Here is a 26,253-nt window from a genome sequence, read left to right as displayed (position 1 = left end):
AGGGAGTTCTAAGAACGGGAACTGAGCCTTACCTCACAGCGGCACCCGCCGCACGGGGTTCTAAGGTGTGGAGGCTGCCGTTGATGACAGCGAAGTCACCGTCGAGTGAGGATTGGCCGCAATGCCGGAATTCGCCTATACCGACCTTCTGCCCACGGGCGAGGACAAGACCCCGTACCGTCTGATCACCAAGGAGGGTGTCAGCACCTTCGAGGCGGACGGCCGGACGTTCCTCAAGGTCGAGCCTGAGGCGCTGCGCAAGCTGGCCGAAGCGGCGATCCACGACATCCAGCACTACCTGCGCCCGGAGCACCTCGGCCAGCTCCGGAAGATCATCGACGACCCGGAGGCCTCGGCCAACGACAAGTTCGTCGCCCTGGACCTGCTGAAGAACGCGAACATCGCGGCGGCGGGCGTGCTCCCGATGTGCCAGGACACCGGCACCGCGATCGTCATGGGCAAGCGCGGCCAGAACGTGCTGACGCAGGGCGGCGACGAGGCGGCCCTGTCCCGCGGCATCTACGACGCGTACACCAAGCTGAACCTGCGGTACTCGCAGATGGCCCCGCTGACCATGTGGGACGAGAAGAACACCGGCTCGAACCTGCCGGCGCAGATCGAGCTGTACGCGAACGACGGTGACGCGTACAAGTTCCTCTTCATGGCCAAGGGCGGCGGCTCGGCCAACAAGTCCTTCCTCTTCCAGGAGACCAAGGCGGTCCTCAACGAGGCCTCCATGATGAAGTTCCTGGAGCAGAAGATCCGCTCGCTGGGCACGGCCGCCTGCCCGCCGTACCACCTGGCGATCGTGGTCGGCGGCACCTCCGCCGAGTACGCGCTGAAGACCGCGAAGTACGCCTCCGCGCACTACCTCGACGAGCTGCCCACCGAGGGCTCCCCCACCGGCCACGGCTTCCGCGACACCGAGCTGGAGGAGAAGGTCTTCGAGCTGACGCAGAAGATCGGGATCGGCGCGCAGTTCGGCGGCAAGTACTTCTGCCACGACGTGCGGGTCGTCCGCCTGCCGCGGCACGGCGCGTCCTGCCCGGTCGCCATCGCGGTGTCCTGCTCCGCGGACCGCCAGGCCGTCGCGAAGATCACCGCCGAGGGCGTCTTCCTGGAGCAGCTGGAGACCGACCCGGCGCGCTTCCTCCCCGAGACCACGGACGAGGAGCTGACCGAGGGCGCGGGCCCGGACCTGGACGCGGTGAAGATCGACCTGAACCGTCCGATGGACGAGATGCTGGCCGAGCTGACCAAGCACCCGGTCAAGACCCGTCTCTCGCTCACCGGCACCCTCGTGGTCGCCCGTGACATCGCGCACGCCAAGATCAAGGAGCGGCTGGACGCCGGCGAGGAGATGCCGGAGTACCTCAAGAACCACCCGGTGTACTACGCGGGCCCGGCCAAGACGCCCGAGGGCTACGCGTCCGGCTCCTTCGGCCCGACGACGGCCGGCCGGATGGACGCGTACGTCGAGCAGTTCCAGGCGGCCGGCGGCTCGAAGATCATGCTGGCCAAGGGCAACCGTTCGCAGCAGGTCACCGACGCCTGCCACGCGCACGGCGGCTTCTACCTCGGCTCCATCGGCGGCCCGGCGGCCCGCCTCGCGCAGGACTGCATCAAGAAGGTCGAGGTCCTGGAGTACGAGGAGCTGGGCATGGAGGCGGTCTGGCGGATCGAGGTCGAGGACTTCCCGGCGTTCATCGTCGTGGACGACAAGGGCAACGACTTCTTCCAGGACCCGGCACCGACGCCGACCTTCACCAGCATCCCGGTGCGCACCGGAAGCTGACCGCTCCCCCGCTTCTCACACCGAGGGTCCGGCCACACGGTGGCCGGACCCTCGGTGCATTAACCATCGACTTCCTCGTTCGGGTGATGCCCAGTCATATGGCCGCCAGAGGCATATGACTCCGGCTTGAATCGCGCCATGGTCAACTCTCGACACGAGGCGCTCCACCGGGCGTATCAGGAGATCCCGGAGCTGTTCACCCGGGCCTTCGATCTGCTGGAACTGCCCGACCCCGGGCCGGCCTCGGTGACTGTCCGCAATTCCGACGTAACGGATGTCACGCCCCTCGAACGGCGCGTGGACACACTGCTCGAGCTGGAATGCGAGGCCGGAGACGACTATCTGCTGATCGTCGAGTGCCAGTCACGCAAGGACCCGGACAAGGCCCGGAGTTGGGCCTACTACCTCAGCGTCCTTGCCAACAGGCACAAGCGGCACCATCCGGTTCTGCTGGTCCTCTGCACCGATGTGAAGACAGCGAAGTGGGCAGTGGGCCCCTTCCGCATCGGGATTCCGGGCAGGCCCAACCTTCACGTCAGTCCGTTCGTCCTCTCACCCGAAAACGTGCCCGTGATCACGGATGTGGCGCACGCCGCGGCGGACCTTCCCATGGCGGTGTACTCCGCGCTGACACACAGTGCCGGCCCGAGGATCGGTGAAATACTGGAGGCCCTTGCCGGCGCCATGAAGCAGGCCCCGAACGACGATGCGCTCACTGTCTATGCCGACCTCATCACCAACGGCCTGAGCGGTAGCCCCGCGGCCGAACTCTGGAGGGAACTCATGGGAACCCGGCTCTTCGATCTCCCCAACAGCCAGTCCTGGGTCGCGGAGGGGTTCCGCGATCAGGGCCGTGAAGAAGGCCGTCAGGAGGGCCGTCAGGAGGGAGAGGTGAAGTCGAAGGCGGAGGACCTCCTCCAGGTGCTGCACACTCGGGGGCTCATGATCACCGCCGAGGAGCACGCACGCGTCACGGACTGCCGCGACCTGGAACTCCTCAACCGCTGGTTCCTCCGGGCGATCACCGCAGCCGACGTCCAAGAGGTTTTCGCCGAGGAGCCGGGCGACGCGACGGACCAGGCGGAGGTCCGATGAGCACCGACCCGAAGAGCGGCGCCTCGGCCCTGTTCGCGCTGAGCCTTCTCCTCCGCGGTGTCCCGGAAGACATGCCGCCCGACGAGAGGAACCACGACCTGCGCCGCCGGATCGGGCAGATGGTCGAGCTGCGAGGTGTGCCGCTGACCCCCGCGGAACGGCAGCGCGTCGCCGAGTGCGATGACCCTGACCTGCTGTACCGCTGGCTCGGCCGCGCCGCTTTCGGCGGCGGGCCCGCCGATGTCTTCCGTGAGGAGGACGAGGACGTCGCCGGAGCGCCGGTGACGGAATAGGGAAGATCCACGCGATGCTGTTCGTCATGGAGGTGCACCCACGATGACCGACAGCACTGAGTACAGGACCGAGCACGACTCCATGGGCGAGGTACGGGTTCCCGCCGACGCCAAGTGGCGGGCCCAGACCCAGCGCGCCGTGGAGAACTTCCCGATCTCGGGGCAGCGGCTGGAGCGGGCGCACATCGAGGCGCTGGCCCGGATCAAGGCCGCCGCTGCCAAGGTCAACGCCGAGCTGGGGGTGGTGGACGAGGACGTCGCGCGGGCGATCCAGGAGGCCGCGGCCGAGGTCGCCGACGGCCGCTGGGACGACCACTTCCCCGTCGACGTCTTCCAGACCGGCTCCGGCACGTCCTCCAACATGAACACCAACGAGGTGCTGGCCACGCTCGCGACCGAGCGGCTGGGCCGGGACGTCCACCCCAACGACCACGTCAACGCCAGCCAGTCCTCCAACGACGTCTTCCCCTCCTCGATCCACATCGCGGCCACCGCCGCCGTGACCGCCGACCTGATCCCGGCCCTGGAGCACCTGGCCGCCTCCCTGGAGCGCAAGGCCGAGGAGTTCAAGGAGGTCGTGAAGTCGGGCCGGACGCATCTGATGGACGCCACGCCCGTGACGCTGGGCCAGGAGTTCGGCGGGTACGCGGCGCAGGTCCGGTACGGCGTCGAGCGGCTGCGGGCCGCCCTCCCCCGGCTCGCCGAACTGCCGCTCGGCGGTACGGCGGTGGGTACGGGCATCAACACCCCGCCCGGCTTCGCCGCCGCGGTCATCGCCGAAGTGGCGCGGACCACCGGGCTGCCGCTGACCGAGGCGCGGAACCACTTCGAGGCGCAGGGCGCGCGGGACGGCATCGTGGAGGCCAGCGGCCAGCTGCGGACGATCGCGGTCGGCCTGACGAAGATCGCCAACGATCTGCGGTGGATGGCCTCGGGACCCCGTACGGGCCTGGCGGAGATCCAGCTGCCCGACCTCCAGCCCGGCTCGTCGATCATGCCGGGGAAGGTCAATCCGGTCATTCCCGAAGCGGTGCTGATGGTCGCCGCGCAGGTGACGGGGAACGACGCGACGGTCGCCACGGCGGGCGCCGCGGGCAACTTCGAGCTCAACGTGATGCTGCCGGTGATCGCGAAAAATGTCCTGGAGTCGGTGCGACTTCTGGCCAATGTCTCGCGGCTGCTGGCGGACCGTACGGTCGACGGCATCACGGCCAACGCCGAACGGGCCCGTGAGTACGCCGAGTCCTCCCCTTCCGTCGTCACCCCGCTCAACAAGTACATCGGGTACGAGGAAGCCGCGAAGGTGGCCAAGAAGTCACTGGCCGAGCGGAAGACCATCCGCGAGGTGGTGATCGAGTCCGGATACGTCGAACGGGGTGTGCTGACCGAGGCCCAGCTGGACGAGGCGCTGGACGTGCTGCGCATGACGCATCCGTGACGGTCGCTGCGGCCCACGTCACGGCGGCGCGGCGGTTCCGCCCCTAAGATCTGCGCATGACAGCGGATACGGTGGAGACAAGGGACGGCCATACGTCCGGAACCGCGCGCTGGGCGCCGGGCGAGCACATCCTGTGGCGCTATCGCGGCAATGCCACCGACCGCTTCCACATCTGCCGGCCCGTCACCGTCGTGCAGGACACCGACGAGCTGCTCGCCGTCTGGATGGCGCCGGGCACCGTCTGCGTCAAGCCGGTGCTCGCCGACGGTACCCCTGTCAGCCGTGAGCCGCTGGCCAGCCGGTACACCAAGCCGCGGCGCGTGGTGCGGGACCGCTGGTTCGGCACCGGCGTGCTGAAGCTGGCGCGGCCCGGCGATCCGTGGTCGGTCTGGCTCTTCTGGGAGCGCGGCTGGCAGTTCAAGAACTGGTACGTGAACTTGGAGGAGCCGCGCCGCCGGTGGTCCGGCGGCGTGGACTCCGAGGACCACTTCCTGGACATCGCGGTCTACCCGGACCGGCACTGGGAGTGGCGGGACGAGGACGAGTTCGCGCAGGCGCAGGCCGACGGGCTGATGCCGGCCTCGCAGGCCGGGGAGGTGCAGGCGGCGGCCAGGGCCGCGGTCGAGCAGATCACCGAGTGGGGCGCGCCGTTCGCGGACGGCTGGGAGCACTGGCGGCCGGACCCGCAGTGGACCCTGCCGGCGCTGCCGGACGACTGGGACCGGGTACCCGGCCGCTCCCCCTCGTGAGCGACGCCGCCTCAAAAAGCGGCCGCTTGTGCGGAATCCGCACCCGCGAGAGTGACGTGACGGGTCTCGAGCGTGACGGAACCGCCCGAATTACAGGGACTTCAGGGAACATGCGTTCCCTTTGATGCCATGCTCAGGGGCGAGCCCCCTTGCTGCGCCCCACGGGTTCAAACGTAGGATCGTCCTCCGCAAGAGGGCCGAGAAGGCACAGACGCAACTCCAGAACTGGAAACCGAACTTGACCGCGGTCGCAGGAGGGGCGGGGTCGTGAGCGACAGCTACGACGGGTACGAGGGCCTGAACCGGTTAGCACTGGACCGGGCCGGGCAGGCCGAGGCGTTCAACGCGATCGCCTCGGCCTACGACAGCGCGTTCCCCCACAAGGAGGGGCAGCGCGCCGCCGGAGCCTGGCTCGCCGCCGCGCTGCCGGACGGCTCCCGCGTGCTGGACGTCGGCTGCGGCACGGGCCTGCCCACCGCCCAGCAGCTGTCCGGGGCCGGCCACGACGTCGTCGGGGTCGACATCTCCGCCACCATGATCGAAATGGCGCGGGAGAACGTTCCCTCCGCCGAGTTCCACCACCTCGACCTCGCCGACCTGCGGGACGGCCGGCTCGGCGGCCCCGGCTCGTTCGACGGTGCCGCCGCCTTCTTCTCCCTGCTGATGCTGCCGCGCGCGGAAATCCCGTACGCGCTGCGGATGCTGCACACACTCCTGCGGCCGGAAGGGCTGCTCGCCCTGTCGATGGTCGAGTCCGACGTGGACGACTACCCGATTCCGTTCCTGGGCCACACGATCCGGGTATCGGGTTACCTGCGGGACGACTTGCGCCATGTCGTGCGCGACGCGGGTTTCGAAGTCACCGGGGAGGACTCGTATGCGTATGCCCCGGCCAGTACGGACGTGCCACCCGAGATCCAGCTCTTCCTGCACCTGCGACGCGCTTGAGACGCAGCGCGCCCGGCGCGCAGCCCCGGACGGATGGAATCCCACGCGTGACGGAGCACCCCACCTCCCACCCTTCGCGACCGGCACCCCTGCCGGCCGCGCCCCCGGCCATGGCGCCGCGGGGGCTGCCGGAGACGACGGCGCACGGCGCCGTCGATCCGCGCGACGCCCTGCAGCGGCCCGTCGGCCCCGCCCCTGCCGATCTGCCCGGCTCCGGCCTGCCCGGCTCCGTCGCCGCGGGACCGCCCGAGCGCACCGCCGGAGGCTCCGGTGAGCTGCCCGCGCCCCCGGGGCGCGGCGGGAAGAAGCGCAGGCGGCAACGGGACCGGCGGACCGCCGACCGCAATGCCGCGCAGAGCGCCGACGGCCACACCCAGGCCGGCGGGCCCGGCGGCGAGCCCGTCGGCGACCCCGCCCGGGACCGCGGCGCCGGACACGGCACGGCGGGCCGGGCCCGGTCCCGGGCCGAGGAGCCGGGCAGCGGCTCCGGCGCGCACGAGAACGGCGGCACGGGCGGCGTCGGACGGCCGCGCGACAGCGGCGAAGGCCGGGCCCGGCAGCGGCCGCAGGACCCCGCGGTACCGTCCGCGGGGCCGCGCCGCGGCCGTGCCCGGAGCGACGGCGGAACACGCCGGCAGGCCGAGGAGCCGGGGCGCCCGGAGGCGCCGCCGGCCCGCTCGGCGCATCCGGCCGAGGGGGGTGAGCCGATGCCGGCACGGCAGCCCGGCGGCGACCGGCTGCGCTTCGTCGGCGCCGCCACCCGGCGGATCGCGCGCGGCATCGACCTGGACGAGATCGTGCTGGGCCTGTGCCGGGCGACCGTCCCGACGTTCGCCGACGCGATCCTGGTGTACCTGCGCGACCCGCTGCCGGTGGGCGACGAGCGGCCGGCCGGGCCCGTCGTCCTGCGGCTGCGCCGCACCGACCGCATCCCCGAGGAGGCCGACACCAACGGCGGCCGGCTGCCCACCCTGCCCGCGCAGCCCGACCTGGGCCCGGCGATGGGCGGGACGGCGGCCGAGCTGGCGGAGGTACGCATCGGCGGGCCGCTGGCCGAGGTGCTGCGCGGGGTGCGCCCGCTCTTCGGTGAGGCGCAGGCCGCGCAGGCGGCGCTGCCCGAACTGCTCGGCACCGGCACGCACATGCCGCACGGCCAGCGCGTCATCCTGGCGCCGCTGCGCGGCCGCCGCCGGGTGATCGGCGCTGCCGTCTTCCTGCGCCGCCCGGACCGGCCCGCGTTCGAGCCGGACGACCTGCTGGTGGCGGCGCAGCTGGCGACGCACACCGCGCTCGGCGTGGACAAGGCGGTGCTGTACGGGCGCGAGGCGTACATCGCCGACGCGCTGCAGCGCACGATGCTGCCCGACTCCCTCCCGCAGCCCACCGGTGTCCGGCTCGCCAGCCGGTACCTCCCGGCCGCCGAGACGGCCAGGGTCGGCGGTGACTGGTACGACGCGATCCCGCTCCCGGGCTCCAGAGTCGCCCTGGTCGTCGGCGACGTGATGGGGCATTCGATGACCTCGGCCGCCATCATGGGCCAGCTGCGCACGACCGCGCAGACCCTCGCCGGGCTCGACCTGCCGCCGCAGGAGGTGCTGCACCACCTCGACGAGCAGGCCCAGCGGCTCGGCACGGACCGGATGGCGACCTGCCTGTACGCGGTCTACGACCCGGTCGCGCACCGCATCATCGTGGCGAACGCCGGGCATCCGCCGCCCGTCATGCTGCACCGCGGCGGCCGGGCCGAGGTGCTGCGCGTGCCGCCGGGCGCGCCGATCGGCGTCGGCGGCGTCGACTTCGAGGCCGTCGAGCTGGACGCGCCCGCCGGGGCGACCCTCGTCCTCTACACCGACGGGCTGGTGGAGTCCCGGATACGGGACGTGTGGACCGGCATAGAGCAGCTGCGCGAGCGGCTGACGGAGACGGCCCGGCTGACCGGGCCGAACCCGCCGCCGCTGGAGCCGCTCTGCGACGAGGTGCTGGACATGCTCGGCCCGGGCGACCGGGACGACGACATCGCGCTGCTCGCGGCCCGCTTCGACGGGATCGCGCCGAGCGACGTGGCGTACTGGTACCTCGACCCGAAGGCGCAGACCGCCGGGCAGGCCCGCCGGCTGGCCCGCAGGGCTCTCCAGCGCTGGGGGCTCGAAGAGCTGACGGACCAGGTGGAGTTGCTGGTCAGTGAGGTCGTGACGAATGCCGTGCGGTACGCGGAGCGGCCGATCACGCTGCGGCTGCTGCGCACGGACGTACTGCGCTGCGAGGTCGGCGACGACGTGCCGCAGCTCCCGCGGCTGCGCCAGGCCCGCCCGTCGGACGAGGGCGGCCGGGGCCTGTACCTGGTGAACCGGCTGGCCCGGCGCTGGGGTGCGACCCGGCTGAGCACCGGCAAGGTGGTGTGGTTCGAGCTGTCGATGCCGCCCGTGGCACGGCGGCTGCCGGGCCGGGAGTAGGCGCCCCGCCCGGCCCTCGTGCACGCGGTGCGGCCCCCGTCCTCTTCGGAGAGGCGGGGGCCGCGCTGCGTTCCCGGATCAGTCGCCGAGCATCGGGTGTCTGCCGTTGCCGGTGCCGGGCTCCTTGTCCGTCTCCTCGTCGCCGTCGCCCGGCAGCGGGAGGTCCGAGGACTCGCTCGGTGACGGGGAGGCCGACTCCTCGGGCGGCTCGGCGGACTCCGACTCGCTGGGCGACGGGGACGGCGAGGGCGAGGCGGACTCGGAGCTCTCCGACGGGCTCGGCGACGGGGACTCGGACTCCTCCGTTTCGGTCGGCGTCGGGCTGGGCGGCGGGGCGACCCCGGCACCCATGTCGGTGTCCAGGTCGAAGCGGGCCGACACCGCGGCGCCCAGGGCGTTCTCGGTGTAGGCGGCCCAGATCTCCGCGGGGTAGCCGCCGCCGTTGACCCGGCCGCCGCCGCCCGCGCCCTTGAGGGTGACCTGCGGGTGCGGCGGGTCCGCGTCCTCGCCGAAGAGGCCGACGGCGGTGACCAGCTTGGGCGTGTAGCCCACGAACCAGGCGGACTTGTTGTCGTCGGAGGTGCCGGTCTTGCCCGCGACCTCGTAGTTGGTGTTGCGTACCGCCGTGCCCGTACCGTCCTGGACCACGCCGGTCAGTACGGAGGTCACGGTGTCCGCGGTCTGCCGGGTGACGACCTGGCCGCCGACCGGGTCCGGCAGGTCGACCGGGTCGTCCCCGTTCTGCTGGGCCGAGGTCACCAGCGTCGGGGTGACCTTCTTGCCGTGGTTGTCGAGGGTCGCGTAGACCCCCGCCATCTGCTTCGGGCTGGCGCCCATCGAGCCGAGGGTCATGGCCGGGCGGCCGGAGATCTTCTCGGCGTCCATGCCGAGCTGCCCCGCGGTCTGCCGCACCGTGTCCAGGCCGACGTCCACGCCCATCTGCGCGAAGACCGAGTTGACCGAGTTGTTCATCGCCTCCTGGACGGAGATCGGGCCGTAGTCCTTCTCGTCCTCGTTGGGCGGTGCGAACCCGATGGCGCTGCCCTTGACCGGCCGGCGGCTGGTGCCGTCGTAGACCGTGTCCGGCGTGATCGGCGTGCCGTCCTGGGTGGTGGAGCCCTCCTCCAGGGCGGCGGCGAGGATGACCGGCTTGAAGGTGGAGGCGGGCTGGTAGTCGGCGCGGAGGGCGTTGTTGGTGTAGTGCTCGGTGTAGCCCTTGCCGCCGTACATCGCCACGATGTGGCCGGTGCCCGGGTCGACGGAGACCGCGCCGGCCTGGGCGTCGGCGTCGGCCGCGCGGGCCTTGGGGTCGAGCTTGCTGTTGAGCCGGTCGTCGACCGCCTTCTCCAGCGCGCGCTGCCGGTCCTTCTCGATGCCGAGGGTGATGGTCCACCCGCCGCCGCTGTCGATGTCGACGCCCTGGGCGCGCAGCTCCGCCTTGGCGGCTTCGACGAGGTAGCCGTTGCGGCCCTCCAGGCCCGGCTGCGGCTTGGGCTCCTTCGGTACCCGGAACTTCTGCTCGGCGCGCTCCGCTTCGTCGAGCCACCCCATCTCGACCATGTTGTCCAGGGTGTAGGCCCAGCGCTCCTTGACCCGCTTCTTTCCGGCGTCGGTGGCGACGGCCCAGTCGTACTGGTTGGGGGCCTGGAGCAGCGAGGCGAGGTACGCGCCCTGGGAGACCGTCAGGTCCTTGGCGTCCACGCGGTAGTAGGCCTGGGCGGCGGCCTGGATGCCGTACGCGCCGCGGCCGTAGTAGCTGGTGTTGATGTAGCCGGCCAGGATGTCGTTCTTGCTCAGCTTCTGGTCGACCTTCAAGGAGATGACGATCTCCTTGAGCTTGCGGCTGATCGTCTGGTCCTGCGTCAGGTAGTAGTTCTTCACGAACTGCTGGGTGATGGTCGAGCCGCCCTGCTTGCCCTGGCCGCGCAGGGTGTTGAGGATGCCGCGGGCCGTGCCCTTCAGGTCGACGCCGGAGTCGTCGTAGAACGACTTGTTCTCGGCGGCGACGAAGGTGTGCTGGACGGCCTTGGGAATCTCGCTCAGCGGCACGCTCTCGCGGTTGTACTTGCCGGTGCGGACCATGACCGACCCGTCGGCCCACTTGTAGACGTTGCTCTGCGCGGTGGCCTCGACGTTGCCGTCCTTGGGCACGTCGACGTACAGGTACGCGGCGACGAAGCCGAGGACGCCCAGCAGGCAGACGGTGAAGAACGCCCCCAGCAGCTTCTTGAAGGTGAAGAAGCGGCCTATGCCCGCGCGTCGTTTCGCTTTCGCCCGGCGCCTGCCCCTCTTCTGCGCCCGTCTCGCCTCGGCTCGGCCCATCGCTTCCGTCACTCCAGTCGTTCCGCCCCCAAATAACCCAGCCTCCGAAGCTAACCCCCTGGTGTCATCACATACGCATCGATCAACCATTTTCCGGACGTGACAATCAGCACCCCATTCCTGTGCAACCGTTCGGCGCCTTCGTCGTCAGGGCTTGCGCCCCCGTCGGCCGCCACGCTTAAATAGCTATCACTTTGCTAGACCAGCGAAAGCACTCTCACGGAGTGCCGTACGGAACGGGGGACCCCATGTCCGACTCCGCGCCCACACCGCCCGCCATCACCGAGCCCGACCCCCCGGCCCTGCCCGCGCCGCAGGTCAGAGAGGTGACGGCGCACAGCATCCCGGGCGGCCTCGGCCTGCTGCTGACCGTGCTCGGCGTCCTCGCCGGCATCGCGCTGGCGATCCTCGGCGCCGCCACCGCCTCGGACGGCGGCAAGGGACTGGGCGGCACGATGATCGGCGTCGGCATCCTGCTGCTGCTCGTCTCGCTCTTCTGCATGGGCGGCGTGAAGATGGTCGCGCCGGGCGAGGCGCGGGTGATCCAGCTCTTCGGCCGGTACGTCGGCACGATCCGCACCGACGGCCTGCGCTGGATCAACCCGCTCACCAGCGCCACCAAGATCTCCACCCGGGTCCGCAACCACGAGACCGCGGTCCTGAAGGTCAACGACGCGTACGGCAACCCCATCGAGCTGGCGTCGATCGTGGTCTGGAAGGTCGAGGACACCGCGCAGGCGCTCTTCGAGGTCGACGACTTCCTGGAGTTCGTCGCGACCCAGACCGAGGCGGCCGTCCGGCACATCGCGATCGAGTACCCCTACGACGCGCACGACGAGGACGCCCTCTCGCTGCGCGGCAACGCCGAGGAGATCACCGAGAAGCTCGCCGCCGAGCTGACCGCCCGGGTCGAGGCGGCCGGCGTGCGGATCATCGAGGCGCGCTTCAGCCACCTCGCGTACGCCCCCGAGATCGCCTCGGCGATGCTCCAGCGGCAGCAGGCCGGCGCGGTCGTCGCGGCCCGCCAGCAGATCGTCGAGGGCGCGGTCGGCATGGTCGAGTCGGCGCTCGACCGGATCAACGAGCAGGGCATCGTCGAGCTGGACGAGGAGCGCAAGGCGGCCATGGTCTCGAACCTGATGGTGGTGCTGTGCGGTGACCGCGCGGCCCAGCCCGTCCTGAACACGGGCTCGCTGTACCAGTGAGCGAGGAGTCCGGGACACCGGCGCGGCGGCCGCGGCAGCGCAAGCAGGTGCTGCTGCGGCTCGACCCGGCCGTCCACGACGCGCTGGCGCGGTGGGCCGGGGACGAGCTGCGCAGCGTCAACGCGCAGATCGAGTTCCTGCTGCGCCGCGCGCTGGGAGAGGCGGACCGGCTGCCCAAGGACGCCGCGGCGATGCGGCGCCCGGGGCGCCCGCCGAAGCGCCCGCAGCCGCCGCCCGAGGAGGCCGGACCCTCGGACGGCCCGGCGGGCGGCCCGTCCGAGGACTGACCGGTGCACCCCGCCCCGGAGGCCTGAAGCGCCTCCGGGGCTTCCCCCGGACCAGCTATACACTGCATGTATACACATCGTGTAGTGTGCGCCGCATGCTCACGGAACCCCCCAGGCCGTCCGCGCGTACGGAGGCCCCCGCATGACCCCGGCCGGATCCCTGCTCGCCGCCCGCGGCCTGCGCAAGGCGTACGGGCGTACGCCCGCGCTGGACGGCGCGGATTTCTCGATCCACCCCGGCGAGGTCGTCGCCGTCCTGGGCCCCTCCGGCTCCGGCAAGTCCACGCTGCTGCACTGCCTGGCCGGCATCGTCCGCCCCGACTCCGGCACCGTCCACTACGACGGTCACGAGCTCACCGCCCTCAGCGACGCCCGGCGCAGCGCCCTGCGCCGCGGCGACTTCGGCTTCGTCTTCCAGTTCGGCCAGCTCGTGCCCGAACTCACCTGCCTGGAGAACGTCGCCCTGCCGCTGCGGCTCAACGGCACCAAGCGCAAGGCCGCCGAGGCCACGGCCCGCGAATGGCTCACCCGCCTCGAAGTGGACGACGTCGCGGGCCACCGCCCCGGTGAGGTCTCCGGCGGCCAGGGCCAGCGCGTCGCCGTCGCCCGCGCCATGGCGGCACGGCCGCGCGTCCTCTTCGCCGACGAGCCCACCGGCGCGCTGGACTCCCTCAACGGCGAACGCGTCATGGGCCTGCTGACCGATGCCGCCCGCGACACCCACGCCGCCGTCGTCCTGGTCACCCACGAAGCCCGCGTCGCCGCCTATTCCGACCGTGAAGTCGTCGTACGCGACGGCACGGCACGGGAAATGGCGGGCAGCGCATGACCGCCACCGGCCGGCGGCCCGGCGGCCGCACCACCCCGCCCGCACCGGCCCCGGCACCGCCCTCGGGCGCCGCCGTCCGGCTGCGCGACCTGGCCCTGGGCGCCCGGTTCGCGGTCACCGGCGGCCGCGAGGGCTGGGCCCGTACGGTGCTGACGGCCGTCGGCGTCGGGCTCGGCGTCGCCCTGCTGCTCGCCGCCGCCTCCGTACCGCACCTCCTGCAGTCCCGCGCGGAACGCGGCCAGGCCCGCCAGTTGCCGGCCGGGGCTGCGACGGTGCACCGCGCGGCGGACACCCTCCTGGCGGCCACGGCCGACACCCTCTACCGCGGTGACACGGTGCACGGCACGCTGCTGCGCCCCGACGGCTCCCGGCCGCCGGCCCCGCCCGGCGTGACCGAGGTGCCGGGCCCCGGCGAGATGGTCGTCTCCCCTGCCTTGCGCGAGCTGCTGGCCTCCCCCGAAGGGGCGCTGCTGCGCGACCGGCTCGACCACCGCATCACCGGCACGATCGGGGACGCCGGGCTGGTGGGCCCGGCCGAGCTGACGTACTACGCGGGCAGCGACACCCTCACCACGGCCGACGGCGCGCAGCGCCTCGCGTCCTTCGGCGCCCGGTCCGCCGCCGAACCGCTCGACCCCGTCCTCTTCGTCCTGCTCGTCGTGGCGTGCGTCGTACTGCTGATGCCGGTGGCGATCTTCATCGCCACCGCGGTCCGCTTCGGCGGCGAGCGCCGCGACCGGCGGCTGGCCGCGCTCCGGCTGATCGGCGCCGACGCCCGGACGACTCGGCGGACCGCGGCGGGCGAGGCGCTGCTCGGCGCGGTGTGCGGGCTGGTGGTGGGCGCCGGGCTGTTCCTCGTCGGGCGGCGGTTCATCGGCTCGGTCACGGTCTGGGACGTCAACGCCTTCCCCGCCGACCTGACGCCGGTGCCCACCCTGGCCGCGCTGATCGTGGTGGCCGTGCCGCTCGCCGCGGTGGCGGTGACGCTCTTCGCGCTGCGGGACGTCACCATCGAGCCGCTGGGTGTCGTACGGCAGGGCACGGCCCGGCGGCGCCGGCTGTGGTGGCGGCTGCCGCTGCCGGTCGCGGGCCTCGCGCTGCTGCTCGTGGCCGACCGGGCCCGTGCGGGGCAGGCGGCGCCGCCGTTCGCCCTCGCGAGCGGCACGGTGCTGGTGCTGCTCGGCATCGCGCTGCTGCTGCCGTGGGCGGTCGATGCGGTGGTGGCGCGCTTCTCGGGCGGCCCCGTGCCCTGGCAGCTCGCCACCCGCCGGCTGCAACTGTCCGGCGGGAGTGCGGCCCGCGCGGTCAGCGGGATCACCGTCGCGGTGGCCGGCGCGATCGCCCTGCAGATGCTCCTCACCGCGATCCAGACCGACTTCATGAAGGTCACCGGTCAGGACGGGCGCCGGGCCCAGCTGAACCTGTCGCTGCCGTCCGCCGACATCGGCACCACCCGGCAGATGATCAAGGATTTCCGGCGGACGGAGGGCGTACGCGGCATCATCGCGGCGATCGAGTCGGACGCCGCCCGGCCCGGTCCGCTGCGCAAGGGTGAGGACTTCGTCCCGCGCACCCGGTTCACCGTCGGCGACTGCCCCTCGCTGCGCGAGATGGCGCGCCTGGGCTCCTGCCGGGACGGCGACGTCTTCATCGTCCACGACGGCACCGGCATGGTCGACGACTCCTACATCGGTGAGACCGCACGCCCGGGCGCGCAAGTGATCTTCAACCTGAACGGCGAGACGGAGCGGCCCGACGGCCCACCGCGGCTGTGGACGATCCCGGAGACGGCCCGCACCGTCGAATCCCGCAAGGACCCGGCGGGTGACACGGCGTTCGGGATCTTCGCCACCCCGTCCGCCGTGGACACCGGGCTGCTCGACTCGCCCGTCGCCCGCGCCATGGTGAAGACCGACCCGCGGGTCCCGGACGCCGCCGAGTACGTCCGTAACACCGCGGCCCGTATCGACCCGCTGATCAGCGTGTCCGCGCTGCAGGACGTCGAGCGGGACAAGAACTACGCGAGCGTGCGCACCGGCCTGCTGACCGGCTCGGCCGCGACCATAGTGCTGATCGCCGCGAGCATGCTGGTCACCATGGTGGAGCAGCTGCGCGAGCGCCGCCGGCTGCTGTCGGTGCTGGTCGCCTTCGGCACCCGGCGGGCGACGCTGGGCTGGTCGGTGCTGTGGCAGACCGCGCTGCCGGTCGGGCTCGGGCTGGCACTGGCGGTCGCGGGCGGCAGCGGTCTGGGCGTCGCCCTGCTGCGGCTGGTCGGCAAGTCCGGCCCGGACTGGTCGGTGCTGTGGCCGCCGGTCGCGACCGGCGCCGCGCTGGTCCTGGTGGTGACCCTCGCCGGCCTGCCGCCGCTGTGGCGGATGATGCGGCCGGACGGTCTGCGTACGGAATGACGTGCCCCGGCGGGGGCGGGGCGGGGGCCCTGGGCGGCCCCCGCCCCTCGCTATGCACGGTACGTATACACACGGCGAACACCACGACGTAAGGTGAGGCGCATGTCTATCGGTCATACCCTGCTGGGCCTGCTGGAGTCCGGACCCCGTCATGGCTACGACCTCAAGCGGGCCTTCGACGAGCACTTCGGCCAGGACCGCCCGCTGCACTACGGGCAGGTCTACTCGACCATGTCCAGGCTCCTGAAGAACGGCCTGGTGGAGGTGGACGGCATCGAGGCCGGCGCCGGGCCCGAGCGCAAGCGGTACGCCATCACCGACGACGGCGTGACCGACGTCGCCCAGTGGCTGCACCGCCCGGAGAAGCCCGAGCCGTACCTCCAGTCCACCCTCTACACCAAGGTCGTGCTCGCCCTGCTGACCGGCCGGGACGCCGCCGAACTGCTGGACACCCAGCGCACCGAACACCTGCGGCTGATGCGCGGGCTGACCGAGCGCAAACGCAAGGGCGACCTCGCCGACCAGCTGATCTGCGACCACGCCCTGTTCCACCTGGAGGCCGACCTCCGCTGGCTGGAGCTGACCGCGGCCCGCCTGGACAAACTGGCCGAGGCGGTACGGGGATGACACCGGACGGCTCGATCCTGTCCGGCGAGGCACTGCACAAGCACTACGGGTCCACCCCCGCGCTGGACGGTGCGGACTTCTCGATCCACCCCGGCGAGGTCGTCGCCGTCCTGGGCCCCTCCGGCTCCGGCAAGTCCACGCTGCTGCACTGCCTCGCGGGCATCGTCCGCCCGGACTCCGGCAGCGTCCGCTACGACGGCCGCGAGCTGACCACGCTGCCGGACGCGGAGCGCAGCGCCCTGCGCCGCGGCGACTTCGGCTTCGTCTTCCAGTTCGGCCAGCTCGTGCCCGAACTCACCTGCCTGGAGAACGTCGCCCTGCCGCTGCGGCTCAACGGCACCAAGCGCAAGGCCGCCGAGGCCACGGCCCGCGAATGGCTCACCCGGCTGGAGGTCGACGACGTCGCGGGCCACCGCCCCGGTGAGATATCCGGCGGCCAGGGCCAGCGGGTGGCCGTCGCCCGGGCCCTCGCCGGACGCCCCCGCGTCCTCTTCGCCGACGAGCCCACCGGCGCGCTGGACTCCCTCAACGGCGAACGCGTCATGGGCCTGCTGACCGACGCCGCCCGCGACACCCACGCCGCCGTCGTCCTGGTCACCCACGAAGCCCGCGTCGCCGCCTATTCCGACCGCGAGATCACCGTCCGCGACGGCCGGGTCAAGGAACCCCTGGCGGGCCTGTGATGACCCTGCTCGACGCCCGCGCCGCCGGCCCCCGCACCACCCGCCCGCCGCGCCGCTCGGGCAGCGGCCCCGCCGCCTGGCTGCGTGACCTGGCGACGGGCGCCCGGTTCGCGGTCACCGGCGGCCGCGAAGGCTGGTTCCGTACGGCGCTGAGCGCGGTCGGCGTGGGCATCGGCGTCGCCGTACTGCTGCTCGCCGCCTCGGCGCCGACCCTGCTCGACGCCTGGCACGGCCGCGAGAAGGCCCGCGAGAACCTCGGCCAGGTCCACGAGCCGCGCGCCTCGGACCGCACCCTGCGCTACGCCCAGGCCGACACCTCCTTCCACGGCACCCCCGTCCGCGGCCGCCTGGTCAGGCCCGACGGCGCCCATCCGCCCGTGCCGCCCGGCATCCGGCGGCTCCCGGGGCCGGGCGAGATGGTGGTCTCCCCCGCCCTGCGCGAGCTGCTCGCCGCGCCGGGCAGCGCGCAGCTGCGGGAGCGCCTGGACTACAAGGCCGTCGGCACCATCGGCGACGAGGGGCTGCTCGGCCCGCAGGAGCTGACGTTCGTCGCCGGGATGGACGACCGCTCGGCGGGCGGGGCGTACCGCATCAGCCGCTTCGGCAAGGTCTTCGACCCGCAGCCGCCGAGCACCCGGCTCGTCCTGCTCATCGTCCTGGCGTGCGTGGTCCTGCTGATGCCGGTCATGGTCTTCGTCGGGACGGCCGTACGCTTCGGCAGCGACCGCCGCGAGGCCCGGCTGGCCGCGCTCCGGCTGGTCGGCGCCGACATCGCCACCACCCGCCGGATCGCCGCGGGTGAGGCGGTGGTCGGCGCCGGGCTCGGCCTGGCCGTCGGGCTGCTGGTCTTCCTCGCCGGGCGGCAGGCGGCCGGCGCCGTCACCCTGTGGGACGTCAACGTCTTCCCGGCCGACGTGGTGCCGCACCCGGTCCTGGCGGGGCTCGTCGCGGTCCTGGTACCGGCCGTGGCCGTCCTGGTCACGCTGTTCTCGCAGCGCTCGGTGACCGCCGAGCCGCTGGGCGTGGTGCGCGACCGCCCCGTCCGGCGCCGCCGGCTCGCCTGGCGCCTCGCCCTGCCCCTCACGGGCCTGGCGCTGCTGTCGTCGCTGCTCTGGGAGCCGGACGCGGTCTGGTTCCGGGCCGTACGGCTGGGGGTCGGCGCGGCCCTGCTGCTCCTGGGCGTCACCGCGCTGCTGCCCTGGCTCGTCGAGGCCGTGGTGGGGCGGCTGCACGGCGGCCCGGTGCCCTGGCAACTGGCCGTACGGCGGCTCCAGCTGTCCGGTGCCGCGGCCAACCGCGCGGTCGGCGGTATCACCGTCGCGGTGGCCGGCGCGATCGCCCTCCACATGGTCTTCACGACCTTCCAGGCCGGGTACGCGCACGCCTACGCGAAGTCGTCGAGCCGCCCGGTGATCGAGCTGACCGGCAGCGCCTCGGACTGGCGGGGGACCCGGGACGCGCTGGACACGCTGCGCCGCACGCCGGGCGTGATGTGGGCGCACGGCAGCGTCGGCGCGTGGGCGGGCCGGGCGGGCGACCGGGGCACCACCGGCGCCGACGGCCACCGCAGCGCCGGCAGCGCGCTGGTGACCGTCGCCGACTGCGCGGAGCTGCGGCGCAGGGCCCACCTCGGCTCCTGCCGGGACGGCGACGTCTTCCTCCCGGCCGACCGGGGCAGCCGCAGCGCGGGGTCCGGTTTCGTGCGGCCCGGCGTCCGGGTGAACCTGAATCCGCCGGACGGGTACGGGAACGCCGGGCCGGCCCGGCTGTGGACGGTCCCGGAGACGGCGCGCCGCGTACCGGGCAGCCGCCTCCCCGACGGGTCGCTCCCCGGCGACGTGCTCGCCACCCCGGGCGCGCTCTCCCCGGCGCGGCTCCAGCAGCCCACCATGGAGCTGCGGGTCGGCTACGACAAGGCGCGGGAGACCGAGGCGGTGGAACGCATCCGTACGGCGGCGTTCCGCATCGACCCGGGGCTACGGGAGCTGTCCGCGGTCGACAACCCGCACGACCGGCAGTACGCCGGGGTGCGCACCGCGGTGTACCTCGGCGCCGTGATCGTCCTGCTGCTCATCGGCGCCGGCCTGATCGTCTCCACCGTGGAGCAGCTGCGCGAGCGGCGGAGACTGCTGTCCGTGCTGGACGCGTGCGGCACCCCGCGCGCGACGATGGGCTGGTCGGTCCTGTGGCAGACCGCGATCCCCGTGGTGCTGGGACTGGTACTGGCGGTGACGGCGGGCGTCGGCCTCGGCACGGTCCTGCTCACCACGACGGAGACCGGCGTCCGGGTGGACTGGCCCGTGGTGGCCGGCCTGTCCGGCCTCGGCGCCGGGCTGATCCTGCTGGTCACCCTGCTGAGCCTGCCGCCGCTGTGGCGCCTGATGCGCCCGGACGGGCTGCGTACGGAGTGAGCTGCGCGGCGGCCCGCCCGCCGCGTACCGTCAGCTCGCGATCCGTACCGGCAGCGGCCGCAGGGCCTCGCGCAGCGCCTGCGCGAACTCCTCGAACTCGCGCTGCCGCGCGGCACCCGTACGCATCGCCAGGGCGATCCGCCGGGAGGGCGCCGGGTCGTCGAAGTACCCGGTGGTGAGCTCTTCGTTGCGGCCGGTCTCGACGCGCAGCGCGGTACGCGGCAGCAGCGTGACGCCCATCCCGCCGGCCACCAGCTGCACGAGCGTGGACAGCCCGGCCGCGCTGGTGGTCACCGCGGCCCCTTCCTCCCGGCCCGCCTCCCGGCAGATGTCCAGCGCCTGGTCGCGCAGGCAGTGGCCCTCGTCCAGGAGCAGCAGGTCCAGCTCGCGCAGCGCCTCGCGCGGTATGTCACCGCGGCCGCCGAGCCAGTGGTCCTTGGGCGCGACCAGGACGAAGTCCTCGTCGAAGAGCGGGATCTCGGTGACGCCCGCGACGCCGAGGGGGACGGCGAGCAGCAGCAGGTCCAGCCGCCCGTGCGCGAGACCGTCCAGCAGCGAGGCGGTCTGCTCCTCGTGCACCTGGAGATCGAGGGCCGGATAGGTACTGTGGACGAGGTTCAGCACGGCCGGGAGCAGGTACGGCGCGCAGGTCGGGATGACGCCGAGCCGCAGGACGCCGGTGAAGGGCGCACGGGCTGCCTCGGCCTCCTCCATCAGGTCGCCGACCGCCTCCATCACCGTGCGTGCCCGGGCCGCGACCCGCTCCCCCGCGGGCGACAGCAGCACTTTGCGGGTCGTACGCTCCAGGAGCTGGACGCCGAGCGCGTCCTCCAGGGCGGAGACCGCACCGGAGAGCGCGGGCTGGCTCATGCCGATCTCGGCGGCCGCCTCCCGGAAATGCAGGTGCTCAGCGACCGCGGCGAAGGCGCGGAGCTGCGAGAGCGAGGGCTGCCGGGGACGTCCGGCGCCCGGCGAAGTGGGCTGGGCCACTGATAACCACCTCCGATCAACAGCACCGAGTCTAGCTATTTCCCTGATCAATGCTCGCTGTGGCATTGTCGAGAGCGTCCAACCCCCAGGAAAGCCCCAAAAGGGATTTCCGACCCTGCAAGGAGTGCGCGTGCTCACTGTCGGTGACAAGTTCCCCGAGTTCGACCTGACTGCCTGTGTCTCGCTGGAGAAGGGCAAGGAGTTCGAGCAGATCAACCACAAGACCTACGAGGGCAAGTGGAAGATCGTCTTCGCGTGGCCCAAGGACTTCACCTTCGTGTGCCCCACCGAGATCGCGGCCTTCGGCAAGCTGAACGAGGAGTTCGCCGACCGTGACGCCCAGATCCTCGGCTTCTCCGGCGACTCCGAGTTCGTGCACCACGCCTGGCGCAAGGACCACCCGGACCTGACCGACCTGCCCTTCCCGATGATGGCCGACTCCAAGCACGAGCTCATGCGTGACCTGGGCATCGAGGGCGAGGACGGCTTCGCGCAGCGCGCCGTCTTCATCGTGGACCAGAACAACGAGATCCAGTTCACCATGGTGACCGCCGGCTCCGTCGGCCGTAACCCCAAGGAGGTCCTGCGGGTCCTGGACGCCCTGCAGACCGACGAGCTCTGCCCCTGCAACTGGAGCAAGGGCGACGAGACCCTGGACCCGGTCGCGCTGCTCTCCGGCGAGTGAACGGGAGGCTGAACACACATGGCTCTCGATGAACTGAAGTCCGCCGTTCCGGACTACGCCAAGGACCTCAAGCTGAACCTCGGTTCGGTGATCGGCAACAGTGACCTGCCGCAGCAGCAGCTGTGGGGCACCGTGCTGGCCTGCGCCATCGCGTCGCGCTCGCCGAAGGTGCTGCGCGAGCTGGAGCCCGAGGCCAAGGCCAACCTCTCCGCCGAGGCGTACACCGCCGCCAAGTCGGCCGCCGCCATCATGGCGATGAACAACGTCTTCTACCGGACCCGGCACCTGCTGTCGGACCCCGAGTACGGGACGATGCGCGCCGGCCTGCGGATGAACGTCATCGGCAACCCCGGTGTCGACAAGGTCGACTTCGAGCTGTGGTCGCTGGCCGTCTCGGCCATCAACGGCTGCGGCATGTGCCTGGACTCGCACGAGCAGGTCCTGCGCAAGGCGGGTGTCGAGCGCGACACGATCCAGGAGGCCGTCAAGATCGCGGCCGTCCTGCAGGCGGTCGGCGCGACGCTGGACGCGGAGGCGGCGCTGGCCGAGTAACACGGCCTCGCGCTCACGCATACCGAAGGGCCCCGCGGACGTGATGTCCGCGGGGCCCTTTCGGCTACCGCCGCAGGAGTGCGGCCGGCGGCCCGGTGCCCCACCGCCGTGGCCGCTCGCCACCAGCGCGGCGCGAAGGCCGGGCGACGAGATCAGGCCCTACGGCGGCTAGCCGTCAGCCTCCCGGGAGGACACCGGCGCCCGCCGGAGCGCCTGTTCGTGGGCGTACGACCGGAGGTACGACACCACCGTGTTGGTGACGGCTACCAGTGGCACAGCCACCACCGCACCGCCGATGTCCGCGATCAGCCCGCCCGCTGCCACCGAGAGGATCACGGCCAGCGGGTGCACCCGCACCGCCCGGCCCAGGATGAAGGGCTGCAGGATGTGGCCCTCGATCTGCTGCACGGCCAGCACGACCACCAGCACCATCAGGGCGGTGAACACGCCCTGGGTCACCAGCGCGACCACGCACGCCAGCGCGCCCGAGACGACCGCGCCCACCAGCGGGATGAAGGCGAACAGGAAGATGAACACCGCGAGCGGCACGGCCAGCGGCACGTTCAGGAAGTACAGCCCGATACCGATGAAGATCGCGTCGATCAGCGCCACGATCACCGTGCCGCGCACATAGGCGGTCAGCGTCCGCCAGGCCCGCGGCCCGGCCCCCGCCACGCCCTCGCGCGCCGCGCTCGGCACGAGCTTGAGCAGCCACTCCCAGATGCGCCGCCCGTCGTACAGCAGGAAGAGGGTGGTGAACATCGCCAGGAGGATGCCGGTGAGCATCTCGATGACGACCGTGACGCCTTCCAGGCCGGCGCTGGTGATCTCCTCGGTGTTCGAACCGATGGCGTCCTGGAGGTTCTTGGCGATGTCGTTGATCTGGCCCTCGGTCACATGGAACGGGCTCTTCAGCAGCCAGTCCTTCAGCTCACTGATGCCGTCCTGCACGCGGCTGGAGACCGAGTCGATGTTGTCCATGACCTGCCAGACCACGAACCAGCCGACCAGGCCCATGATGATGAACCCGGCGATGAACGTGATGGCCGTGGCCGGCCCCCTGGGCAGCCCGCGGTGCCGGAGCCAGGCCACCGTCGGCTGCAGCAGGGCGGTGATCAGCAGCGCCGCGACGAACGCCAGCACCACCAGCTGAATGCTGGTGATGGCACGCGCCAGCACGTACACGGCCAGGGCCAGCACCAGCAGCCGCCAGCCCGCCTCGGCGGCGACCCGTATGCCCCACGGCACCGCGTCCACCGGCTCGGGGCGGGGCCGCACGGCCGGCGCGTAGGCCGGCGGCGCGGGCACGGACGCGGCGACGGCCCGGCCGTCGTCCCGTGAGCCGCCGTTCTCGTCGGCCCGGACGGCGCCGTCAGCGGGCGCTGTGGCGCCGGAGGTTACTCCTGTGACTCCCGGGGTGCCGGAAGCGGCCGGCGGGCCCTCCGCGGGCCCGGTGGCGCCTTCCGCGCGGCCGTCGTCGCCACTCGGCACGGGCCCGCCGGGCACGACGGGCGGCTCCGTCGGCATGGGCGGCACCTCGTGGCCGCTCCGCACGCCGTGCCCCAGCCGGCCGTCACCGTCGGCGGCCTCGGCCTCCGTACGCCGGCGCCGTTCCTCCAGGCGCTCGGCCAGCCGCGTCAGGCCGGCACCGGCGCCGCCGACCCACTGAGGCAGTCTGGACATGTCGCTTCCTCTTCCCCCCTCGTTCCCCGTCACTGTCGGAACGACGTTACCCGTGCCGGACGCGCGAAACCCCCGACCCTTGTCCGGTCGGGGGTTACGCGTCGCTGTGCTGCGAGCCGGTCTAGTACCAGCTGTTGGCCTGCCAGAACGACCAGGCGCCGCAGGGGCTGCCGTAGCGGTCGTTCATGTAGCCCAGGCCCCACTTGATCTGGGTGGCCGGGTTGGTCTGCCAGTCGGCGCCGGCCGAGGCCATCTTGGAGCCCGGCAGCGCCTGGACGAGGCCGTAGGCGCCGGAGGAGGCGTTGACGGCCTTGTAGTTCCAGCCGGACTCGTGGTCCACGATGTTGCTGAAGCACTGGAACTGGTCGGCCGGCATCATCTGCCGGGCCATGGCCTGGGTCTCGGCGATCGAGTAGGACGCCTTGACCTCGATGTCGAGCGGGCCACGGTCCTCGGAACGGCTGGCCGCCTGCGTCTGAAGCTTCTCGCGCTCCTTGGCCTCCTTCTCGGCCTGGAGCTGCTTCTCGGCCGCGTCCTTCTTGTCCTGCGCGCTCTGGGCGGCGGCCTTGCGGGCCTCCTCCTGCGCGGACTTCAGGGCGGCGGCGTCCGCCTGGGTGGACTGGTCATCCGCCTGCTGCACGAGGGACGCCGTCTCCACCTGGGCCTGCTGGCCCATGGGGATGTCGGCGATCGTCGCGTCGGCGGCTGCGGCCTCGGTGTTGGCGACCGAGCCCGGCTGGCTGCCCGACGCGACGCCGACGACGGCGCCGACTGTGGTGACCGCGGTGGCGGAGGCCACGGCGAATCCCCGGACCGAAATCCGGCTCACACGTTTTCCTTCCAGCGTCGTCCGCGTAGGTGACCATCGCGGACGCAATCGTGCCCCTGGCGCTGGCCTCCGTATTGCTCCGTCCCCGGAGTGCTGATGGGGTCGGCTGGTCACAGGAAGCGCTGGCCCGGTACGTCCCCCTCGGGGGTCCGCGTGGTGCTCGGGCGGCATACGGCGAACGCTGTTCAGTTCTGTGGTTCTACACCGCTGGGGGTGCTGATGTGCCGTATGCGGGGCCTGACAGGTCCCAGACTCTGCCCGAAGCGGACGCGCGGAATCAATTCTGAGCCGGGTGTGAAAGCTCACACCTCGTTTACGCCCCTGAGTTTCCGGATATCTCCGCGCGCGACGACGCCGCCCGGCTAGGCTCTCTGGCTTCGCCGGACGGCGCAGGTCACACAACGGGGCGGTCCCCCGCGACCTCCTCATTCGGGGCGCGGCCCCTATACAGGATCAGATGCGCCCGTCCTCCAGCATTTCGGTCACCAGCGCCGCGATGGGCGAGCGCTCCGAACGGTTGAGCGTGACGTGCGCGAAGAGCGGATGGCCCTTCAGCTTCTCCACGACGGCGACCACGCCGTCGTACCGCCCGACCCTGAGGTTGTCGCGCTGCGCGACGTCATGGGTCAGTACGACACGGGAATTCGCCCCGATCCGGGACAGCACGGTCAGCAGGACGTTCCGTTCCAGTGACTGGGCCTCGTCGACGATGACGAACGCGTCGTGCAGCGACCGGCCGCGGATGTGGGTGAGCGGCAGCACCTCCAGCATCCCGCGGCCCACCACCTCCTCGATGACATCGGCCGATGTCACGGACGTGAGGGTGTCGAAGACGGCCTGGGCCCACGGGCCCATCTTCTCCGCCTCCGTGCCCGGCAGGTACCCCAACTCCTGCCCGCCCACGGCGTACAGCGGCCGGAAGACCATCACCTTTCTGTGCTGCCTGCGCTCCAGCACGGCCTCCAGCCCCGCGCAGAGCGCCAGCGCCGACTTGCCCGTGCCGGCCCGGCCGCCCATCGAGACGATCCCGACCTCCTGGTCGAGCAGCAGGTCCAGCGCGATCCGCTGCTCGGCGCTGCGGCCGTGGATGCCGAACGCCTCCCGGTCGCCGCGCACCAGCCGCACCCGGCCGTCGGCGGTGACCCGGCCCAGCGCCTTGCCGCGCTCGGACTGGAGCACCAGGCCGGTGTGGACCGGGAGCTCCGCGGCCTCGGGGACGTACGCGCTCTCCACGGAGAAGAGGTCGTCGACCTGCTCGGCGGTGATGGTCAGCTCCGCCATGCCCGTCCAGCCGGAGTCCGTGATCGCCAGTTCGGCGCGGTACTCCTCCGCCAGCAGGCCGACCGAGGACGCCTTGATGCGCAGCGGCAGGTCCTTGGAGACGACCGTGACGTCGTACCCCTCGGCCTGGAGGTTGCGGGCCACCGCGAGGATCCGCGAGTCGTTGTCCCCGAGCTGGTAGCCCGCGGGGAGCACTCCGGGGTCGGAGTGGTTCAGCTCGACCCGCAGTGTCCCGCCGACCTCGCCGATCGGGATGGGGGCGTCCAGGCGGCCGTACCGTACGCGGTAGTCGTCCAGCAGGCGGAGTGCCTGCCGGGCGAAGTAGCCGAGTTCGGGATGGTGCCTCTTGGCCTCCAGTTCCGTGACGACCACTACCGGGAGCACGACTTCGTGCTCCTCGAAGCGGGCCATGGCGCCTGGATCCGCCAGCAGGACGCTGGTGTCGAGGACGTAGGTGCGCCGGTCGGCCTCACGGCGCTGCTTGCTGTTCACCACGGGTGGACGAACCCCCTCGGATGAGGTCGGGGTGCGACGGCGTCGCGGGGGATGGGGCCGGGCTCGGGCCGCGATGCGCGGGCCGGGCACCGGCCCTCCGCGTCGGCCGTGCGGTCCGCACGATCGTCCGTGGTGCGCAAAGGGCCTCCCGGGCGGACGGCCCCATGCCGTCCGCTGCAGGGCGGCACCCACTGG

The 26,253-nt window shown here is 72.1% G+C and carries 21 protein-coding genes; 16 read left to right on the top strand and 5 right to left on the bottom strand.

Annotated features, from left to right (window positions below; genetic code table 11):
* Positions 1–121 precede the first annotated feature (121 nt).
* The 7 genes from AAC944_RS23255 to AAC944_RS23225 all read left to right on the top strand — a co-directional run bounded on the left by AAC944_RS23255 (position 122) and on the right by AAC944_RS23225 (position 8,771).
* Positions 122–1,795, top strand: coding sequence for a fumarate hydratase (locus AAC944_RS23255; RefSeq protein ID WP_030623111.1), 1,674 nt, complete (start codon positions 122–124; stop codon positions 1,793–1,795).
* A gap of 138 nt (positions 1,796–1,933) precedes the next feature.
* Positions 1,934–2,890 carry an RpnC/YadD family protein gene (locus tag AAC944_RS23250; RefSeq protein ID WP_063760026.1) on the top strand — a complete coding sequence of 319 codons (957 nt, stop codon included), beginning with the start codon at positions 1,934–1,936 and terminating at the stop codon, positions 2,888–2,890.
* Positions 2,887–3,183 (top strand): hypothetical protein, encoded by a 297-nt coding sequence (locus tag AAC944_RS23245; RefSeq protein WP_030623115.1) that lies wholly within the window; start codon positions 2,887–2,889, stop codon positions 3,181–3,183. Before AAC944_RS23250 ends, AAC944_RS23245 begins: the two co-directional genes overlap by 4 nt.
* 43 nt (positions 3,184–3,226) lie before the next feature.
* The gene (locus AAC944_RS23240) at positions 3,227–4,621 is read left to right on the top strand and encodes a class II fumarate hydratase (protein ID WP_030623117.1); all 1,395 of its coding nucleotides are present in this window, start codon (positions 3,227–3,229) and stop codon (positions 4,619–4,621) included.
* 56 nt (positions 4,622–4,677) lie between these two features.
* On the top strand, positions 4,678–5,370 hold the full coding sequence (gene fomD, locus AAC944_RS23235; RefSeq protein ID WP_030623120.1) for a cytidylyl-2-hydroxypropylphosphonate hydrolase: 693 nt from the start codon (positions 4,678–4,680) through the stop codon (positions 5,368–5,370).
* A gap of 267 nt (positions 5,371–5,637) precedes the next feature.
* On the top strand, positions 5,638–6,318 hold the full coding sequence (locus tag AAC944_RS23230) for a class I SAM-dependent DNA methyltransferase (protein ID WP_030623123.1): 681 nt from the start codon (positions 5,638–5,640) through the stop codon (positions 6,316–6,318).
* Between the two features lie 47 nt (positions 6,319–6,365).
* Positions 6,366–8,771 carry a SpoIIE family protein phosphatase gene (locus AAC944_RS23225; RefSeq protein WP_030623126.1) on the top strand — a complete coding sequence of 802 codons (2,406 nt, stop codon included), beginning with the start codon at positions 6,366–6,368 and terminating at the stop codon, positions 8,769–8,771.
* 78 nt (positions 8,772–8,849) lie between these two features.
* Here the strand turns inward: AAC944_RS23225 and AAC944_RS23220 are convergent, their stop codons facing one another.
* Positions 8,850–11,093, bottom strand: a complete 2,244-nt coding sequence (locus tag AAC944_RS23220) for a transglycosylase domain-containing protein (protein ID WP_078888938.1) — start codon at positions 11,091–11,093, stop codon at positions 8,850–8,852.
* A 248-nt stretch (positions 11,094–11,341) separates the two neighbouring features.
* Here AAC944_RS23220 and AAC944_RS23215 point away from each other — a divergent pair, with 248 nt between their 5' ends.
* The 7 genes from AAC944_RS23215 (at position 11,342) to AAC944_RS23185 (ending at position 19,543) form a co-directional block, all read left to right on the top strand.
* A complete protein-coding gene (locus AAC944_RS23215; protein WP_030623129.1) occupies positions 11,342–12,298 on the top strand; it encodes an SPFH domain-containing protein in 957 nt (318 codons plus the stop codon).
* A complete protein-coding gene (locus tag AAC944_RS23210) occupies positions 12,295–12,585 on the top strand; it encodes a type II toxin-antitoxin system antitoxin (RefSeq protein WP_030623132.1) in 291 nt (96 codons plus the stop codon). Before AAC944_RS23215 ends, AAC944_RS23210 begins: the two co-directional genes overlap by 4 nt.
* A gap of 142 nt (positions 12,586–12,727) precedes the next feature.
* Positions 12,728–13,414, top strand: coding sequence for an ABC transporter ATP-binding protein (locus AAC944_RS23205; protein ID WP_368396417.1), 687 nt, complete (start codon positions 12,728–12,730; stop codon positions 13,412–13,414).
* Positions 13,411–15,822 (top strand): FtsX-like permease family protein, encoded by a 2,412-nt coding sequence (locus AAC944_RS23200; RefSeq protein WP_030623138.1) that lies wholly within the window; start codon positions 13,411–13,413, stop codon positions 15,820–15,822. The genes AAC944_RS23205 and AAC944_RS23200 overlap by 4 nt, the downstream gene beginning before the upstream one ends.
* Positions 15,823–15,924: 102 nt before the next feature.
* Positions 15,925–16,449 carry a PadR family transcriptional regulator gene (locus AAC944_RS23195; protein WP_030623141.1) on the top strand — a complete coding sequence of 175 codons (525 nt, stop codon included), beginning with the start codon at positions 15,925–15,927 and terminating at the stop codon, positions 16,447–16,449.
* The gene (locus tag AAC944_RS23190) at positions 16,446–17,132 is read left to right on the top strand and encodes an ABC transporter ATP-binding protein (RefSeq protein WP_368396416.1); all 687 of its coding nucleotides are present in this window, start codon (positions 16,446–16,448) and stop codon (positions 17,130–17,132) included. Before AAC944_RS23195 ends, AAC944_RS23190 begins: the two co-directional genes overlap by 4 nt.
* The gene (locus tag AAC944_RS23185; RefSeq protein WP_030623144.1) at positions 17,132–19,543 is read left to right on the top strand and encodes an ABC transporter permease; all 2,412 of its coding nucleotides are present in this window, start codon (positions 17,132–17,134) and stop codon (positions 19,541–19,543) included. Before AAC944_RS23190 ends, AAC944_RS23185 begins: the two co-directional genes overlap by 1 nt.
* A gap of 30 nt (positions 19,544–19,573) precedes the next feature.
* Here the strand turns inward: AAC944_RS23185 and AAC944_RS23180 are convergent, their stop codons facing one another.
* Positions 19,574–20,533: a hydrogen peroxide-inducible genes activator gene (locus tag AAC944_RS23180; protein ID WP_078888939.1), complete on the bottom strand. Its 960-nt coding sequence runs from the start codon at positions 20,531–20,533 to the stop codon at positions 19,574–19,576.
* A gap of 130 nt (positions 20,534–20,663) precedes the next feature.
* On the opposite strand from AAC944_RS23180, the gene AAC944_RS23175 reads away from it, so the two are divergent.
* Positions 20,664–21,218, top strand: a complete 555-nt coding sequence (locus AAC944_RS23175) for a peroxiredoxin (RefSeq protein WP_030623150.1) — start codon at positions 20,664–20,666, stop codon at positions 21,216–21,218.
* Positions 21,219–21,236: 18 nt separating this feature from the next.
* Positions 21,237–21,770: an alkyl hydroperoxide reductase gene (locus tag AAC944_RS23170; protein WP_030623155.1), complete on the top strand. Its 534-nt coding sequence runs from the start codon at positions 21,237–21,239 to the stop codon at positions 21,768–21,770.
* Positions 21,771–21,938: 168 nt separating this feature from the next.
* On the opposite strand, the gene AAC944_RS23165 is transcribed toward AAC944_RS23170, so the two are convergent.
* The 3 genes from AAC944_RS23165 to phoH2 form a co-directional block, all read right to left on the bottom strand.
* Positions 21,939–23,453 carry an AI-2E family transporter gene (locus tag AAC944_RS23165; RefSeq protein WP_030623159.1) on the bottom strand — a complete coding sequence of 505 codons (1,515 nt, stop codon included), beginning with the start codon at positions 23,451–23,453 and terminating at the stop codon, positions 21,939–21,941.
* Between the two features lie 121 nt (positions 23,454–23,574).
* Positions 23,575–24,282, bottom strand: coding sequence for an aggregation-promoting factor C-terminal-like domain-containing protein (locus AAC944_RS23160; protein WP_030623162.1), 708 nt, complete (start codon positions 24,280–24,282; stop codon positions 23,575–23,577).
* A gap of 453 nt (positions 24,283–24,735) precedes the next feature.
* Complete coding sequence (phoH2, locus tag AAC944_RS23155; protein WP_030623165.1) at positions 24,736–26,058, bottom strand: RNA 5'-3' helicase PhoH2; 1,323 nt, start codon at positions 26,056–26,058, stop codon at positions 24,736–24,738.
* Positions 26,059–26,253: the final 195 nt, after the last annotated feature.

This window comes from Streptomyces sclerotialus, assembly GCF_040907265.1.
In the GTDB taxonomy this organism is placed as follows: domain Bacteria; phylum Actinomycetota; class Actinomycetes; order Streptomycetales; family Streptomycetaceae; genus Streptomyces; species Streptomyces sclerotialus.
Note: the sequence above shows the minus strand (reverse complement) of the source record. Positions and strands in the feature narration are given on the sequence as shown.